17 protein-coding genes, 1 tRNA gene and 1 pseudogene are annotated in these 17,804 nt (G+C 32.5%); 16 read left to right on the forward strand and 3 right to left on the reverse strand.

What is annotated here, in order from left to right; genetic code table 11:
- Nucleotides 1-416: 416 nt before the first annotated feature.
- From EM932_RS20185 to EM932_RS20195, 3 genes are all read right to left on the reverse strand, one after another.
- A tRNA-Pro gene (locus EM932_RS20185) sits at nucleotides 417-491 on the reverse strand.
- Nucleotides 482-730 (reverse strand): GIY-YIG nuclease family protein, encoded by a 249-nt coding sequence (locus EM932_RS20190; protein ID WP_135879018.1) that lies wholly within the window; start codon nucleotides 728-730, stop codon nucleotides 482-484. The genes EM932_RS20185 and EM932_RS20190 overlap by 10 nt, the downstream gene beginning before the upstream one ends.
- Nucleotides 731-804: 74 nt before the next feature.
- Entirely contained in the window at nucleotides 805-1,053 is a 249-nt protein-coding gene (locus tag EM932_RS20195) for a GIY-YIG nuclease family protein (RefSeq protein WP_135879034.1), read from the reverse strand.
- Nucleotides 1,054-1,289: 236 nt separating this feature from the next.
- Here EM932_RS20195 and EM932_RS20200 point away from each other — a divergent pair, with 236 nt between their 5' ends.
- The 16 genes and pseudogenes from EM932_RS20200 (at nucleotide 1,290) to EM932_RS20275 (ending at nucleotide 17,442) form a co-directional block, all read left to right on the forward strand.
- Complete coding sequence (locus tag EM932_RS20200) at nucleotides 1,290-3,590, forward strand: TonB-dependent receptor (RefSeq protein WP_246041163.1); 2,301 nt, start codon at nucleotides 1,290-1,292, stop codon at nucleotides 3,588-3,590.
- Between the two features lie 21 nt (nucleotides 3,591-3,611).
- The gene (locus tag EM932_RS20205; RefSeq protein WP_135879019.1) at nucleotides 3,612-4,736 is read left to right on the forward strand and encodes a PQQ-dependent sugar dehydrogenase; all 1,125 of its coding nucleotides are present in this window, start codon (nucleotides 3,612-3,614) and stop codon (nucleotides 4,734-4,736) included.
- A gap of 10 nt (nucleotides 4,737-4,746) precedes the next feature.
- The gene (locus EM932_RS20210; RefSeq protein WP_135879020.1) at nucleotides 4,747-5,163 is read left to right on the forward strand and encodes a c-type cytochrome; all 417 of its coding nucleotides are present in this window, start codon (nucleotides 4,747-4,749) and stop codon (nucleotides 5,161-5,163) included.
- Nucleotides 5,164-5,230: 67 nt separating this feature from the next.
- Entirely contained in the window at nucleotides 5,231-5,836 is a 606-nt protein-coding gene (gene udk, locus EM932_RS20215; RefSeq protein WP_135879021.1) for a uridine kinase, read from the forward strand.
- Nucleotides 5,837-6,160 carry an FtsB family cell division protein gene (locus EM932_RS20220; RefSeq protein WP_135879022.1) on the forward strand — a complete coding sequence of 108 codons (324 nt, stop codon included), beginning with the start codon at nucleotides 5,837-5,839 and terminating at the stop codon, nucleotides 6,158-6,160.
- Complete coding sequence (locus tag EM932_RS20225) at nucleotides 6,153-7,511, forward strand: methylmalonyl-CoA mutase subunit beta (protein ID WP_135879023.1); 1,359 nt, start codon at nucleotides 6,153-6,155, stop codon at nucleotides 7,509-7,511. The genes EM932_RS20220 and EM932_RS20225 overlap by 8 nt, the downstream gene beginning before the upstream one ends.
- Entirely contained in the window at nucleotides 7,504-8,151 is a 648-nt protein-coding gene (locus EM932_RS20230) for a hypothetical protein (protein WP_135879024.1), read from the forward strand. The genes EM932_RS20225 and EM932_RS20230 overlap by 8 nt, the downstream gene beginning before the upstream one ends.
- Nucleotides 8,152-8,153: 2 nt before the next feature.
- Entirely contained in the window at nucleotides 8,154-10,304 is a 2,151-nt protein-coding gene (gene scpA, locus EM932_RS20235) for a methylmalonyl-CoA mutase (RefSeq protein ID WP_135879025.1), read from the forward strand.
- Between the two features lie 251 nt (nucleotides 10,305-10,555).
- A pseudogene (locus EM932_RS20240) lies at nucleotides 10,556-11,311 on the forward strand (ParA family protein); the annotation flags it as partial.
- Nucleotides 11,312-11,749: 438 nt separating this feature from the next.
- On the forward strand, nucleotides 11,750-12,514 hold the full coding sequence (locus EM932_RS20245; RefSeq protein WP_135879027.1) for a ParA family protein: 765 nt from the start codon (nucleotides 11,750-11,752) through the stop codon (nucleotides 12,512-12,514).
- Nucleotides 12,515-12,519: 5 nt separating this feature from the next.
- Nucleotides 12,520-13,431 (forward strand): ParB/RepB/Spo0J family partition protein, encoded by a 912-nt coding sequence (locus EM932_RS20250; RefSeq protein ID WP_135879028.1) that lies wholly within the window; start codon nucleotides 12,520-12,522, stop codon nucleotides 13,429-13,431.
- Nucleotides 13,421-14,032, forward strand: coding sequence for a DUF5683 domain-containing protein (locus EM932_RS20255; RefSeq protein WP_135879029.1), 612 nt, complete (start codon nucleotides 13,421-13,423; stop codon nucleotides 14,030-14,032). The genes EM932_RS20250 and EM932_RS20255 overlap by 11 nt, the downstream gene beginning before the upstream one ends.
- Nucleotides 14,033-14,737 carry a 4-hydroxy-tetrahydrodipicolinate reductase gene (gene dapB / locus EM932_RS20260; protein WP_135879030.1) on the forward strand — a complete coding sequence of 235 codons (705 nt, stop codon included), beginning with the start codon at nucleotides 14,033-14,035 and terminating at the stop codon, nucleotides 14,735-14,737.
- A 66-nt stretch (nucleotides 14,738-14,803) separates the two neighbouring features.
- Nucleotides 14,804-16,390 carry a signal peptidase I gene (gene lepB / locus EM932_RS20265; protein ID WP_135879031.1) on the forward strand — a complete coding sequence of 529 codons (1,587 nt, stop codon included), beginning with the start codon at nucleotides 14,804-14,806 and terminating at the stop codon, nucleotides 16,388-16,390.
- Nucleotides 16,391-16,509: 119 nt separating this feature from the next.
- Nucleotides 16,510-17,133: a WbqC family protein gene (locus tag EM932_RS20270; protein ID WP_135879032.1), complete on the forward strand. Its 624-nt coding sequence runs from the start codon at nucleotides 16,510-16,512 to the stop codon at nucleotides 17,131-17,133.
- Entirely contained in the window at nucleotides 17,134-17,442 is a 309-nt protein-coding gene (locus EM932_RS20275) for a DUF6122 family protein (protein ID WP_135879033.1), read from the forward strand.
- Nucleotides 17,443-17,804: the final 362 nt, after the last annotated feature.

Raw genomic sequence — 17,804 nt, forward strand, 5'->3', positions numbered from 1 at the left:
CAGTAATTTTATCTTTAGAAATCATAAGCAGAATAATGTTAGTTAATTAGAATTCAACACTTTAATTTACTAAATATTCTGCTTTTTCTATACTATAAATATGAGTTTCTTAGGCCGAACTCAGGTTCTGAAAAAGTAGGTAAAGAAAAATTATACTTAAACCATCGTTTAATGACTGTTTTAGAGAAAGATTAGTAAACTCTATTTCATGGGGTAAACATGACGTAGGTGGAAGTAAAAGCCTTTAGGGCACAGTTCAGAGAGGGCAAAAACGTTGAATTCTTTTTATTCAGATTAACCAGGATTTTTGCGCATGATCTCGTTTTTAATCAATTCTTATGATATTCTTAAAAACAAAAAAAACCTGATAATCATACGATTAACAGGTTTTCAGTATAGATTGATACTATAATTTGTCGGGGTGGCAGGATTCGAACCTGCGACCTCCGCGTCCCAAACGCGGCGCGATAACCGGGCTACGCTACACCCCGAATTGGTTATCTTTTAAAAATCGTTTAGCTCCTCTTCTCTTTATCTTATTTTCCAACTTTAATGCTTCTGATCTACTAGCAACTTCTAAAGTTTTCATCAATTGCCATGGAGATCCGCCTTTTGTTGAAGGAACTAAACCATTGTTATGTCTTTCTAATCTTTTTTTGATATTATTTGTTTGACCCACATAATATCGTAAACGTTTTTGGCTATATAATATGTATACTATATACTCCATGTTTTTTACTGGGTGGTCACGCCCCAAGCGTGACGACCTCCGCGTCCCAAACGCGGCGCGATAACCGGGCTACGCTACACCCCGAATTGGTTATCTTCAATAAATCTTTTTGCTCCTCTTTTCTTTATCTTTCTTTCCAACTTTAATGCTTCAGATCTACTAGCAACTTCTAAAGTTTTCATCAATTGCCATGGAGATCCGCCTTTTGTTGAAGGAACTAAACCATTGTTATGTCTTTCTAATCTTTTTTTGATATTATCTGTTTGACTTACATAATATCTTGAACGTTTTTGACTATATAATATGTAAACTATATACGCCATAATTTTCTCTGGGTGGTCACGCCTCAAGCGTGACGACATCCACATCCCAAAACGGGTGAGACCTGCCACGCCTTAGCGTGGTAAACCCCAAAACGGTTATCATTTTAGGACTGCAAATATAGACTTTTTATTCATTACACAATTCTTTATTTAAAAAAAATTACTTCAAAATATAATCAAGAATACTTTCTCAAAAAAGCTATAATTTAGTACACTTAAATACAGACCATTTACTTGTGCATTTTATAAAAAAAAGAATTCTTATTTTACTCACTATAGGCATTACTTTTAGTGTTTTAGGTCAATCAAAGATTAAAGGAAAAGTTATTGATAAAGACAGTGGAACGGCATTATCAAACGTACAAATAACAAATCTTGATACCAAAACTACAGTAGTATCAAGTTTAAATGGAGCCTTTGAAACCATAAGAGTTGGCAAGTATTCATTAAAAAAAGAAGGTTACCTTGAAAAGATTCTTGAATTAAAAAACGACTCATATTATATCATTCAACTAAATATAAATCCATCTCAATTAAATGAAGTTATTATCAACTCAAACCATATTCCTAAAAAGCTAAAAAAAGCGACAACTACCATTAGTGTTATTCATTTAAAAGATATTGAGCGTGGTAACAATATTAATATAGCTCCCATTTTAAATAGAACCCCTGGAGTATTCATGCAAAGTGGCGCCCTTAATACCAACCGAATTACCATTAGAGGTATTGGTTCCAGAAATTTATTCGGGACAGCAAAAATAAGAGCCTACTTTAAAGACATCCCTTTAACAACAGGGAATGGAGAAACTACTATTGAAGATTTTGAATTAAATACCATATCTCGTTTTGAAATCATTAAAGGGGTTACTTCCAGTATTTATGGGGCTGGTCTTGGTGGTACTATACATTTAACACCTAAAAATGCGTTTTTAAATCAGTCTAGCATAAATACAGAAATATCTCTAGGGTCTTTTGGATTGTTAAAAGGTATTGTAAATATAAATCATGGCACTACAGCTAATAGCTTTAGAGCCGTTTATAGTAATACTCATAGTGATGGATATCGTGAAAACAATGTATATAACAGGCAAACTTTTACCTTAAACACAAACCATCATTTAAACGAAAAAAATGAATTATCCTTTTTAGCCAGCTATATTGATTTAAAAGCCTTTATTCCTAGCTCGATTAACGAAGAAACTTATCTAAATAACCCTAAATCTGCTGCATTTACCTGGAAGCAATCACAAGGTTTTGAAGATTCGAAACGTGGACTATTTGGTCTATCCTGGAATCATGAATACAATAACTATACAAAACAAATAACCAGCATCTTTACTTCTTTTTATGATGCTTACGAACCCAGACCTTTTAATATTTTAAAAGAACATACTCTAGCAACAGGTATTAGAAGTCGAATTTTAGGTAATATTAAACTTTTTGATAAAACTTTTAACTGGACATTAGGCGGGGAACTTTTTAGAGATACTTATAAATCTGAAACGTTTGAGAATTTATATCGGAATTTTCCTGATGATACTGGAAGTGTTGAAGGTATTCGGTTATCAAACTTCAAAGAAAAAAGAAATTATTACAATGCATTTTTTGAAACTATTTATGAGTTTACTGAAAAAACATCACTATCAATAGGTTTGAATTTAAATCAAACGGCATACACTTTAAAAGACAGGTTTCCAGCTTCAGAAAATAATCCGGATCAGTCTGGAGACTTTAAATTTAAAAATATTGTGTCACCAAAATTTGGCATATCTCATCTATTTTCTAAAAATATTAATGTTTACTCAAATATAAGCCATGGTTTCTCTCCTATTATGCTAAATGAAACATTATTACCCGATGGACAAATAAACACCAATCTTAAACCCGAAACTGGGTGGAACTTCGAAATTGGCACACGAGCAAGCCTAATAAATAATCGTTTACAATTCGATTTAGCGCTATACCGTTTAGCAATTAAAAACCTAGTGGTATCTCGTAGAACCTCCCAAGATGAATTTATTGGTATAAATGCCGGAAGTACGCAACATAACGGATTAGAATTATCATTAAATTATGAATGGTTACAAAAAGAAACCATATCCATAAACTCATTTGCAAATTATACGCTCAATAATTTTAAATTTAAAGAATTCATTGATGGAGATAATAATTTTTCGGGCAATGATTTAACTGGTGTTCCTTCAAGTGTATTTAATACTGGAATAGATATAGAATCATCATTTGGGATTTATGGAAACATTAATTTTCAATACGTAGGAAACATGCCTATTACTGATAGTAATGACCTATATTCAGACAGTTACAATTTGACAAATTTTAAAGTTGGATATAGGACATCTCTTAATAAAAAGCTAAACTTAAATATTTTCTTAGGGATAAATAATATCTTTGATAAAGCCTATGCCTCACAAATTTTAATAAATGCATCAGGTTTTAACGGTAATGCACCAAGATATTTTTATCCAGGAAATCCTTTGAATTATTATACTGGAGTAAACGTAAATTATATGTTTTAGAGTACCTTTAAATAAAAAAACATGAAAAATATTTTTTCCCTTCTATCAGTAATTCTCATATCATGCATGTCATGTGCACAACAAACAGAATCTGAAGTTAAAGCAGAAACACCAGATATTATTAAGTATACAACCGAAGTCATTGTTTCAGATTTAAACATTCCCTGGGGTATGGCCTTTTTACCAGATGGGAGCATCCTTATTACTGAAAAAACCGGTGAGCTTATTCATTTTAAAAATGACACTAAAACAAGCATTGAAGGGTTGCCAGAAATATATGTACGTGGTCAGGGTGGTTTAATGGATTTAAAATTGCATCCTGATTATAAAAACAACGAATGGATATATATATCGTATGCATCATCCGAAGGAGAAGGAGATGGTGGTAATACAGCTATTTTACGAGCCAAATTAAACAATAACACTCTGGTTGAGCAACAATTACTTTACAAAGCAGGTCCAAATACTAAAAAAGGTCAACATTGGGGATCACGCATGACGTTTGATAATGAAGGTTATTTATATTTTTCTATAGGAGATCGAGGGAATAGAGATGTAAACCCACAGGATCTTACCCGAGATTGTGGCAAAATTTACAGATTAAATGATGACGGAAGTATCCCCCAAGACAATCCTTTTATAAATACTAACAATGCAAAAACTGCTATCTATAGTTATGGTCACAGAAATCCACAAGGCATGACAAAAAACCCACTAACTGGAGACATCTGGACTAACGAACATGGTCCGCGAGGAGGAGACGAAATTAACATCATACAGAAAGGAAAAAACTATGGATGGCCGGTCATTTCTTACGGTATAAATTATGATGGCACGACATTTACAAATATCACTGAAAAAGAAGGCATGGAGCAACCTCTATTTTATTGGGTACCTTCTATCGCCCCTAGTGGTATGGCTTTTGTTTCTTCAGACATATACCCAAATTGGAAAGAAAACATTCTAGTTGGTTCTTTAAAGTTTGAATACCTTGAAAGACTTGTGCTAGAAAACAATAAAGTAGTAAAACGCGAAAAACTATTTGAAGGTATTGGCCGCGTTAGAAATGTACTAGAAGCTCCAGATGGTTACATTTATGCGGCTATTGAAGGCTTAGGCATTGTAAAAATTGTTCCAGAAAATTAAAATATAACACATGAAATTAATTATAGTAAGTTTAATAACACTATCCTCAGTAATTATTATTTCTACAAATCAATATAACAAATCACAAACAGACCCCTTAAAAGAAAGTATACAAAGAGGACAAGAAATTTATACAGATTTTTGTGTTTCCTGCCATTTACCAAATGGTAAAGGTGTAGAAAAAGTATATCCTCCATTAGCCAACTCAGATTATCTTATAAAAAATCGAGAAGCTAGTATTAGAGGTATTAAATATGGGCAAAAAGGTGACATTGTTGTAAACGGACAAACATATAATAGTTTTATGGCTGCTATGGGGTTAAGTGATGATGAAGTAGCCGATGTTATGAACTATATAACAAATAGTTGGGGAAATAAAAATGATAAAATAATTACAGAAGAAGAAGTTTCAAAAATTAAAAAATAAGCAGTTTCATATTTAAATAACTTTACATTTAACTAACTTTGTAAAAGCTAACTAAACTAAATTAATAATGCTTATAATTGGAATCGCAGGCGGTACTGGCTGTGGTAAAACCACTGTTGTAAATCAGATATTAAATGAGCTACCAGAAGGCGAAGTTGGTGTAATTTCGCAAGATTCCTATTATAAAGACACCACGCATTTATCTTATGAAGAGCGTGTAAAAATAAATTTTGATCACCCGCGGTCTATCGATTTTGACCTTTTAGCTAGTCATTTAAAAGAACTCAAAAACGATACCCCCATACACCAACCAGTGTATTCTTTCGTTAAACATAATAGAACTGGAGATACCATTTTAACACATCCCAGAAAAGTTATGATTGTTGAAGGTATTTTAATTTTAACAAACCCAGAATTACGGGATATGTTTGACATTAAAATATTTGTACATGCAGATACAGATGAACGTTTAATAAGACGTTTAAAACGTGATATTTCTGAACGAGGTAGAGATTTGGATGAAGTTTTAGCACGGTATCAAACAACATTGAAACCCATGCACGACCAATTTATTGAACCTATGAAAGAGTACGCAGACATTATAATACCAAACAATAAATATAATACAGTGGCTGTAGACATTGTTAAAACCATAATAAACGAAAAACTATAAATGGCTATATTAAAACATAAGTTTTTCAAACCTTTTAAAAATTGGTTCATCTTAATTTTAACCGCATTTATAATTTGGATGTTATTTTTTGATGACAATTCATGGCTTATACATCATGAATTGAATACAGATGTTGAAGCCCTAGAAAACGAAAAAGAATATTATAAAAAAGAAATAGAAAAAGATAATAAAGCTATAAAAAAACTAAGTACCCCAGATGGTTTAGAAAAATTTGCTCGCGAAGAATATTATATGAAACGCGATAATGAAGAAATCTACATTATAGAATACGAAGACAGTTTAAAAACTAAAAAGAATGAGTAATAGATTGTTCAAAGAATTTGATTCGGTTACAGCCAAACAATGGAAACAAAAAATACAATTCGATTTAAAAGGAGCTGATTATAATGATACATTAGTATGGCAAACTAATGAAGATATATCTGTAAAACCATTTTATCATGCAGATGATTTTAAAGAACAACCAGAAGTCACAAACACAGAAACTACAACATGGAAAATTTGTCAATCTATTTTTGTAGCTGATGTAAAAAATGCTAATCAAAAAGCAATTGATGCTATAGAAAGAGGAGCTGAAAGTATTAAATTTATTGTCCCATCAGAAACTGTCTCAATTAACGATTTATTAAAAGGTATAAATCTCGCATTAACACCCCTCCACTTTAAATTACAATTTCTTTCAGAAACATATGTAAAACAATTAACTGCTATTTCATCAAATACAAATATTTATACAGATGTTATATACAATTTAGCAAAAAACGGAAACTGGTACCATAGTTTAAATGATGATTTTTATAAATTTAAAGCAATAACAGCACATACAAAATCTTTTTCGGTTGATGCGTCTCTATACCAAAATGCTGGTGCAAATATTATACAGCAATTAGCCTATAGCTTAGCTCATGCCAATGAATATTTAAATTATTTTGAAGAAAGCAAAACCATTTTACCTACTCTAAAAATAAGTTTTAATGTTTCTGTTGGTACAAATTACTTTTTTGAAATTGCAAAATTGCGCGCATTACGAATGCTATGGAAAGTGCTAGCCGCAGAGTATCATATCAAACCTACTTGCTATATTTTAGCAACCCCTACAAAACGAAACAAAACATTATACGATTATAATAATAACATGTTACGTACAACAACCGAATGCATGAGTGCCATTCTTGGAGGTGCAAACAATGTCTATAACTTACCTTATGATGCTATTTATCATAAAGACAATGAATTTGGAGAACGTATTGCCAGAAATCAACTACTGGTTTTAAAACATGAAAGTTATTTTGATGTTGTTAATAACCCATCCGATGGCGCATTCTATATAGAGTCCCTAACCAATCAACTAACAGAAAAAGCTCTGGACTTATTTAAGAATATTGAAGAAAACGGCGGTTTTTTAAAACAGTTAAAACAAGGTACTATTCAACGAAAAATCAAAGAAAATGCCACCAAAGAAGACGCTCAGTTTAATGCAGGTGAAGAGGTCTTATTAGGCACTAACAAACACCCAAATACAGAAGATAAAATGAAACAAGAGTTGGAGCTTTACCCTTTTGTAAAAACGAACCAAAGAAAAACATTAATTGAACCTATAATTGAAAAGCGGTTAGCAGAAAAAATAGAACAAGAACGATTAAAAAATGAATAATAAAATGAACCTGAATTTTAAACTTTTTAGCCTTTTATTAGTACTTACTTTATTAAACTGTAAAAACGAAAACTCACTTTCAGAATACAAATATGCAGACATGCCTGTTGTGCTAACCTGTGGTGATTTTAATTCTAAACTCTATCATGAGGCATTATACGCTTTCGAAAATGATATTTTGACTCATTATAGCAATGCTAACAAAAATGCATCTCAAACTCAGTCTTACAACCTATTTGTAAGAGATGCTATTTACGGAAGAGTAAAATACGAAGACATGGTCTCTGAACATACATACAAAGTGTTTCAAGCGTTAAAAAACGAGAACACATTATGGGATGCCAATAACACTAAAAGTCACTTAAACTACAACGGTACTATTGTAAATTGTATCTCTAGTAATATTCAAGACACTGCCTTAAAAACAACTTTTAATTCGCTTGTAACGACCAATAGTATGAGTCCTAAGTTGTTTGGAGCTCCATTAATGAGTAAATACAGAACAGCTCTTAAAGACAAATATTTAGCAACTTATATTGCATTAGATCTGTTTTACTCAAAACTTTTTGATGTCGATTTTTCTAAAGTAAATTTTGAAAAACCAGAATCTAAAGTAGATTTTAACAAGAAACCCGAATAGTATTGAGAAAGAACCTTCAACATATCGCAATAAATAGTAAACAGAAAAAATCTAAAGTTGAAAAGGCAAAAGTTTTTTTAACTGCGGAAGATATCGCCGTAAAATCATCCTATTCTAAAGATGATATTAAAGATTTAGAACACCTCGGATTTGTTGCTGGAATTGCACCAAACCTAAGAGGGCCTTATAGTACTATGTATGTTAGAAGGCCTTGGACTATTAGACAATATGCTGGTTTTAGTACTGCAGAAGAAAGCAATGCTTTTTACAAACGTAATTTAGCCGCAGGACAAAAGGGACTTTCGGTTGCATTCGATTTAGCAACCCATAGAGGTTACGATAGCGACCATGAACGTGTTGTTGGAGATGTTGGAAAAGCTGGCGTTGCTATCGATTCGGTTGAAGACATGAAAACACTGTTTGATGAAATTCCGCTAGATAAAATGTCTGTTTCCATGACCATGAATGGAGCGGTATTACCCATTATGGCATTTTATATAGTGGCAGCCGAAGAACAAGGTGTTAAACCAGAACAACTTGCTGGCACCATTCAAAATGACATTTTAAAGGAATTTATGGTGCGTAATACATACATCTACCCACCTACACCTTCCATGAAAATCATTTCAGATATTTTTGAATATACTAGTAAAAATATGCCTAAGTTTAATAGCATTAGTATTTCAGGATATCATATGCAAGAAGCTGGGGCAACCTGCGATATTGAATTAGCTTACACCCTCGCTGATGGTTTAGAGTATATTAGAAAAGGGCTTGCTGCCGGTATGGATATAGATACGTTTGCACCTCGCCTCTCTTTCTTTTGGGCTATTGGTATGAATCACTTTATGGAGATCGCCAAAATGCGTGCAGCTCGTATGCTTTGGGCGAAATTGGTTAAACAATTTAATCCTAAAAATGAAAAATCTTTAGCGTTACGTACACATTGCCAAACCAGTGGCTGGAGTTTAACCGAACAAGACCCTTTCAACAATGTAGCAAGAACAACTATAGAAGCTGCTGCCGCTGCTTTTGGTGGTACCCAAAGTTTGCATACCAATGCACTGGATGAAGCTATTGCTTTACCAACCGATTTTTCGGCACGTATAGCCAGAAATACTCAAATATACCTTCAAGAAGAAACAAAAATAACAAAAACCGTAGACCCTTGGGCTGGAAGCTATTATGTTGAAAAACTAACACACGATATAGCTCAAAAAGCATGGTCTTTGATTGAAGAAGTTGAAGCATTAGGGGGTATGACGAAAGCTATTGAAGCCGGTATTCCCAAAATTAGAATTGAAGAAGCTGCTGCTAAAAAACAAGCCCGTATAGATTCTGGGCAAGATATTATTGTTGGAGTTAACAAATATAGACTTGAAGAAGAAGCTGTAATCTCGACGCTTGAAGTTGACAATCAAACAGTTAGAAACCAACAAATAGAACAATTAAATAAAATCAAAGCTAATAGAAATTCAGAAAAAGTTAATACGGCACTTTCAAGATTAACTGAAGCTGCAAAATTTTCCTTAAATTCGAAAGATTCCCACTTTAGTGAGGACAAGAATTTACTAGCTTTAGCTGTAGAAGCTGCTCGGGAACGTGCTACTCTTGGAGAAATTAGTGACGCTTTAGAAGCTGAGTTTGGACGTTATAAAGCACAAATAAAATCATTTTCTGGTGTGTATAGCAAAGAAATAAAAGACGACGAATCCTTTAAAAAAGCGCAACAATTAGCTGATGTTTTTGCAGAACAAGACGGAAGAAGACCGCGTATTATGATTGCAAAAATGGGACAAGACGGTCATGACCGTGGAGCTAAAGTAGTCGCCACAGGCTATGCGGATGTTGGTTTTGATGTAGATATTGGGCCACTATTTCAAACACCGCAAGAAGCTGCAAAACAAGCTGTAGAAAACGATGTTCATGTTTTAGGTGTTTCTTCATTGGCAGCAGGCCATAAAACCTTAGTGCCTCAGGTTATTGAAGCCCTAAAAACTTATGGGCGTGATGATATTATGGTCATTGTTGGTGGTGTTATACCAAAACAAGATTATCAATATTTATTTGATTCGGGTGCTATAGCTGTGTTTGGTCCCGGAACAAAAATTAGTGATGCCGCTATTAAGATTTTAGAAATACTAATTGATTAAAACATCTCTTAAATACCTTTTGGGCAAAACTCGTACTCATCTACAACGAGTTATTTCTTGCAAAAATTCGCCTAATTAGCTTGAAATCGCATATTTTATACGTAAGAATTTAAAAACAAGATAAAACTAAAATATCGATAAAACGTTCAATTTGTAAGACCATACTCCTACTTATCACAATTTATAAGTAAATTACGTGCATTATATACCAAAATAATCGTACTTTTATTCTCCCCTATCTTAAAGAACTAATGAACAAAATAATTGCAATCGCTAATCAAAAAGGCGGCGTTGGTAAAACTACTACGTCTATAAATCTGGCAGATGCATTAGGTATTCTTGAGAAAAAAGTACTTTTAATAGATTTAGATCCTCAGGCTAATGCTACTTCGGGTGTTGGTCTTGTTCCTGCTAATATTAGATACGGTAGCTTAAGCTTTTTTACAAATACGTTTAAAGCTCAAAATAATATTATAAAACCTGAATTTGCACATTTTGATTTTATACCTTCCAACATACGTTTAGCATCTATTGAAATAAATAAATCGAAATCTGTTGATTTATTTATGTTAAAAACCGCACTTTCCAGTGTTATAGAAAATTATGAGTATATCATAATAGACTGCTCACCTTCATTTGGGTTGTTAACCCTTAATGCCTTAACAGCATGCCATTCGGTAATTATACCTGTACAATGTGAATTCTACGCCTTAGAAGGTTTAAGTAAACTGCTTGTTACTATAAAAAGTATCAAGAAATCATCAAATCCAGATATTGATATTGAAGGTTTATTAATTACTATGTTTGATTCAAGAACAAGTCTATCAAACCAATTACGAGTAGAGTTAACTAAACACTTCAAGTCTATGGTTTTTAATACAACCATACGAAGAAATGTTAAGTTAAGAGAAGCTCCTAGTTATGGCTTAAGTATCATAAAATACAATCCAGATAGCGTTGGTTCTAAAAATTATCTAAATTTAGGTTCAGAATTAATCAGCAAAAATAAAATAGCAGCTACAAGTCCGGAACTTGAAAAAGATTTATCTAAAATCTTAACACATGATACAGAAGATGTAGATTATATAATAAAAGGCCATACAACAACTAATGACAAAAAAGAAGAAGATTATAGCTACTTAATAGGCTTAAAAAGGGACGAAATAGATAATGTATTGGGGTTTTCTTATAATGATATCCATTCGAATGTATGGATGTATAGAACTAGCACCTCATTTAGTTTAATGAAAAAAAATTATTTGTACTTATATTTTGAAAACGAAAAAGTTGTAGAATATAAACTAACAACATTTAAAATAAACAAGGTTCAGTAGTTATCATTAAAAATAAATTAATTCCGGTTTTTTTATCAAAAATCATTACCTTTCGCTCATATTTTCTTATACAAAAAGCTTATATAAAATATAACAAAACCAAATCATTTCATGGGTAAAATTATTGCAATTGCTAATCAAAAAGGAGGTGTTGGTAAAACAACAACATCTATAAATTTAGCAGCTTCACTAGGAGTTCTGGAAAAAAAAGTATTATTAATAGATGCTGACCCTCAGGCAAACGCAACTTCAGGAATAGGAATAGACATAGAATCTATAGAAATAGGAACCTACCAACTTTTAGAGCATTCTAATTCGGTTAGAGAGACTATAATGAAAACGGAGTCGCCTAACCTAGATATTATTCCTGCGCATATAGATTTAGTTGCTATTGAAATAGAGCTTGTTGATAAGGATGCTCGTGAATATATGTTAAAAAAGGCTTTAGCTGATATTCAAAACGATTACGATTACATTTTAATTGATTGTGCACCGTCTTTAGGCCTACTAACATTAAACGCTTTAACAGCAGCTGATGCAGTTGTAATACCAATACAATGTGAATATTTTGCATTAGAAGGATTAGGAAAATTATTGAATACTATAAAAAGTGTTCAAAAAATTCATAATCCAGAACTTGATATTGAAGGGTTACTGTTAACCATGTATGATGCGCGATTAAGACTTTCTAATCAAGTCGTTGAAGAAGTTCAAAAACATTTTAATAATATGGTATTTCAAACCATTATTCAACGTAATGTACGCTTAAGTGAAGCCCCTAGTTACGGAGAAACCATAATTAATTATGATGCTAGTAGCAAAGGTGCCAACAATTACTTAAGTTTGGCAAAAGAAATTATCAATAAAAATCCCTAAGTAATATGGCTAAGGCAACAAAAAAACAAGCTTTAGGAAGAGGTTTATCTGCATTATTAAAAGACCCTGAAAACGATATACAATCGGTTAAGGATAAAAATGCTGATAAAGTTATTGGGAATATAGTTGAATTAGATATTGACTCTATTGAAGTTAACCCTTTTCAACCACGTACTAATTTTAGTGAAGAATCATTACGTGAATTAGCATCATCTATAAAAGAATTAGGGATCATTCAGCCAATAACAGTTAGGAAATTAGATTTTAATAACTACCAGCTAGTTTCTGGGGAACGTCGTTTTAGAGCTTCTAAATCAATAGGTTTAAAAACTATTCCTGCCTACATTAGAATTGCTAACGACCAAGAGTCGTTAGAAATGGCATTGGTTGAAAATATTCAACGTCAAGATTTAGATCCTATTGAAATTGCCTTATCGTATCAGCGTTTAATTGATGAAATTAATTTAACGCAAGAGCAAATGAGTGAACGTGTAGGAAAGAAACGTTCTACCATTGCAAATTATCTGCGCTTATTAAAACTTGATCCAATTATTCAAACAGGAATGCGTGATGGTTTCATTTCTATGGGACATGGACGAGCAATCATTAACATTGAAGACACAACCGTTCAATTGGATATTTATGAAAAAATACTATCCAATAAACTTTCTGTTAGAGAAACTGAAAATCTGGTTCGTAACTTTAATGACACTCAAGAAGTAAACGTTATTCCTAAAAAAGAGCAGACTAAAGACACCCCTAAATTCATAAAAAAAGGTATTAGCACATTTTCTGAATACTTTGGACATAAAATTGACGTTAAAGTTTCTAAAAATGGAAAAGGAAAAATTACGATTCCATTCCATTCGGAAGAAGATTTTAATCGTATTAAAAAACTAATTGACAGTGCCAAGTAAATTTCTTATAGCTAGCATTTTTGCATTTTTATTTTGTTTTTCAACGATAGCACAAGAAAAAGAAAAGAAAAGAAAAAAACTTCCAAAAGAAGTCGTTATAGATTCTATTATAGAAGTTAAAAATCCTATCAACCCCTTATCTCCAGCCAAAGCGGCATTCTATTCAGCTATATTACCTGGGTTGGGACAAGCCTACAATAAAAAATATTGGAAAATCCCATTAGTTTATGGTGCTATTGGTACAGGTATTTATTTTTATGTAAGAAATAACAAAGAGTATAATAGATATAGAGATGCTTACAAGAGAAGGTTAGCTGGTTTTGAAGATGATGAATTTTATTTCTCTAATGGCGTACGATTATCACAACCAAGAGTTACTACAGAAAGTTTAGAACGAGGTCAAAAGTTTTTCAGAAAAAACAAAGAAATCGCACTTCTAGTAACGGTTGGTCTCTATGCTTTAAATATAATTGATGCTAATGTTGACGCCCATTTATTACAATATAATGTAGACGAAAGACTATCACTGGCACCGCATTATAGATTTAACGAATTTGATGCAACTAGCAATCTCGGATTAACTTTAAATTTTAAATTTTAAATGAATATAGCTTTACTTGGTTACGGAAAAATGGGAAAAACCATTGAACAGATTGCTATCAAGCGGGGACATAATATTATATTAACTATCGACAAAGACGATAAAGATTATGACATTACGAAAGCAGATGTGGCCATAGACTTTAGTATTCCAACGGTAGCATTTGGTAATATATCTAACTGTATAAATAATCAAGTTCCTGTTATTTCTGGAACAACAGGTTGGTTAGACAATTACGATAAGGCCGTAGCTTTATGTAAAGAGAAAAAAGGTGCATTTATTTATGCTTCAAATTATAGTTTAGGAGTTAACATTTTTTTCGAGCTTAATAAAACGCTTGCTAAAATGATGAGCACCCTTAAACAATACAATGTTAGCATGGAAGAAATTCACCATACACAAAAACTAGACGCACCAAGTGGTACAGCCATTTCTCTGGCAAACGATATTATTTCGCAACATACTAGTTATGATAACTGGAAATTAGATGAAAGCGATGAAACCACGATTCCGATAGTTGCAAAGCGCATTGAAGATGTTCCTGGAACTCACTCAGTTAATTACAAAAGCGAAGTAGACACTATTTCTATAGAACATATAGCACATACAAGACAAGGGTTTGCTTTAGGTGCGGTAATTGCAGCAGAGTGGATCGCAGGAAAAACGGGTGTATTTACAATGAACGATGTGTTAAATATTGGTTAATACTTAATAAATCTGTAACAGCGTTAATAGATTTGACTACTAACAAAAAATTAAAATTATAAGATTATGACACTTACGCAATGGTTTATATTCATATTGATTATTCAAGTAATTCATGGCTTAGGTACTTGGAAACTATATGTAAAAGCAGGCAAACAAGCTTGGCAAGCTTTTGTACCCGTTTATAATGGCATAGTTTTAATGAAAATTATAAACCGTCCTCGGTGGTGGATTATCTTATTATTTTTGCCAATAGTAAACCTTATTATGTTTCCTGTTATATGGGTAGAAACCGCAAGAAGCTTTGGCAAAAACATGCCCATAGATACCTTTTTAGCTGTAGCAACACTAGGCCTTTATAATTATTATTTGAATTACATGGCAGATGTTAGCTATGTTGAGAACAGAAGCCTTCAGCCTAAAACATCAAGAGGAGATTGGGTAAGTTCCATTTTGTTCGCCATCGTTGCTGCTACAATCGTTCATACATATTTCATACAACCTTTTACAATACCATCGTCATCATTAGAAAAATCTTTATTAGTTGGTGATTTCCTTTTTGTAAGCAAATTTCATTACGGAGCAAGAATACCTATGACAACCGTAGCAGCACCTATGGTACATGATACTATTCCAAAATTAGGAACAAAATCATACTTATTCAATGATAACTTTGAAGAAAGAAAAACCTCATGGGTAAATAAATTACAGTTACCATATTTAAGATTACCTGGATTTGAAAAGATTGACAGAAATGAAATAGTCGTTTTTAACCAGCCAGCAGATACATTACTGGATATGAATGATTTTCATCCAGACAGAAACTACTATAAACCCATTGATAAAAAAACCAATTTGGTAAAGCGGTGCGTTGGCATTGCTGGTGATTCATTAGAAGTTCGAAATGGCTATGTTTATATAAATGGTAAACAAAATGTATTACCAGATCGAGCACATTTACAATTTAGCTACCATGTAAAGCCTAAAACGAGTCGATTTAACCCTAAATACCTCAAAGATCGTTATGATATAACTGATGGTTTTGGAATTATGCCAAATACAAATAATACCTATTACTTTTCTGCCATTTCTGATGAAGCTTTAGCGAAATTTAAAAACCATCCAAATGTGGCTAACATTACTCCAATCAAAGAAGAAAAAGGTGTAAGATCTCCAAATATTTTTCCACATGACCCTAATTACAAGTGGAATGTTGATTTTTTCGGTCCTCTATATATACCCGAAGAAGGAAAAACGATTAATATAAATTTAGAAGTATTACCATTATACAAACGAGTCATTACCGAATATGAAGGCAATGATTTACGAGTAGAAGGAAATCAAATTTTTATTAACGGAGAAGTTGCAAGTACTTATACTTTTAAGCAAAATTATTATTGGATGATGGGTGATAATCGCCATAACTCTATAGATGCTCGTGCCTGGGGTTTTGTACCTTTCGATCATGTTGTTGGTAAACCTGTATTCATCTGGATGAGTTGGGATGGTTTAAAGAATCCACGTTGGGAACGTTTCTTTACAACTGTAAGCGGTAGCGGTAAAGCAACCTCTTTTCTTATCCCTTTTCTTATTTTATTATTTGGATGGATTGGATTTAGCAAATGGCGAGCACGCAAAAAGGGAACAAGTTAATACGTTTTGTTATTCCTGCTTACGCAGGAATCTTATGAATTGAAACTTGAATTTTATTAAGTAGATTCCTGCTGTAGTTTATCTTGAGCGAAGACGAAAGGCAAGAATGACAAATCACTATGAACATAATTATACATCCGACATACTTCCCTAATATCGCTCACTTTGTAGCATTTGTAAAAGCGAAAGTAGTTGTATTTGAAACCGATGATAATTTTCTAAAACAAACTTATAGAAATCGTACCGATGTTTATGGAGCTAATGGTAAACTTACCTTAAACATTCCTGTAATCCATTCCCAAAAGAATCGTCAAAAATATCGTGATGTAAAAATTTTTAATGAAGAAAAATGGCAAAGTTTACATTGGAAGTCATTACTTTCTGCATATAGAACATCCCCTTTTTTCGAATATTATGAAGATGAACTCCAACCTTTATTTAACACAAAAGCAGACTTTATTCTAGATTTTAACCTTAAATGTCTTGAAGTGGTTTGCGATTGTTTGCAATTGGAATTGAATACTTCTAAATCTGAAATTTTCCAAAAAACAGTTGAAGATAAAACAGACTTTAGAAATTTAGTTAACGCAAAAAAGAAGCCATCGCAACATTTTGACATCTATACTCAAGTATTTAGCAATAAACATGGTTTTATACCTAACCTAAGTATTTTAGATTTACTTTTTAATGAAGGCCCAAATACCCTAAACTATTTAGAATCTCAAACTCTAATAACACCATAAATGCTGCAAACTACGGTTCATTATGGATGTCATATTTTAATTCCTTTAGCAGTAGCATTAATTTGGTATAAACCCTATTGGAAACTAGCCTTTTTTATTATGTTTTCTGGAATGTCTATCGATTTAGATCACTTGCTCGCAAATCCAGTTTTTGATCCTAATAGATGCAGTATAAACTTTCACCCGCTACACTCCTATTATGCCATGGCAGTGTATCTTATCCTTTTGCTCCCGAAGAAAACACGCTTAATTGGTTTAGGTTTAGTCATACATATCATAGCAGATATAGTGGATTGTTCGTTTATGTAAAAGAGTAGTTGCACAGAGGTTCACAGAGTTTACACTAAGATTCTCTGAGATAAATACAATTTAAAAAGACAAACTACACTTTAAATTTAACGTGAGTCGATTTAATGATGAATTTATTTTATTAAAAATCAACAAATTAACGTGAGTTCCTATTTAATAGTCATTGATTTTCAATTAGTTGCATTGAAAACACTCCTAAAGGGGACAATTTTACCGAGTAAGATTCCTCCCTCGAGGGCGATTTCCTAGAATATGGCAAAAATTGGTTATATTATGATTATGGAACAACAATCAATACTTTCAATCACGCAACGTTTCGGTACTCAAGAAGCCTGTATAAGCTACCTTGAGTCGATTCGTTG

It is taken from the genome of Flavivirga rizhaonensis (genome assembly GCF_004791695.1).
Classification (GTDB): Bacteria; Bacteroidota; Bacteroidia; order Flavobacteriales; family Flavobacteriaceae; genus Flavivirga; species Flavivirga rizhaonensis.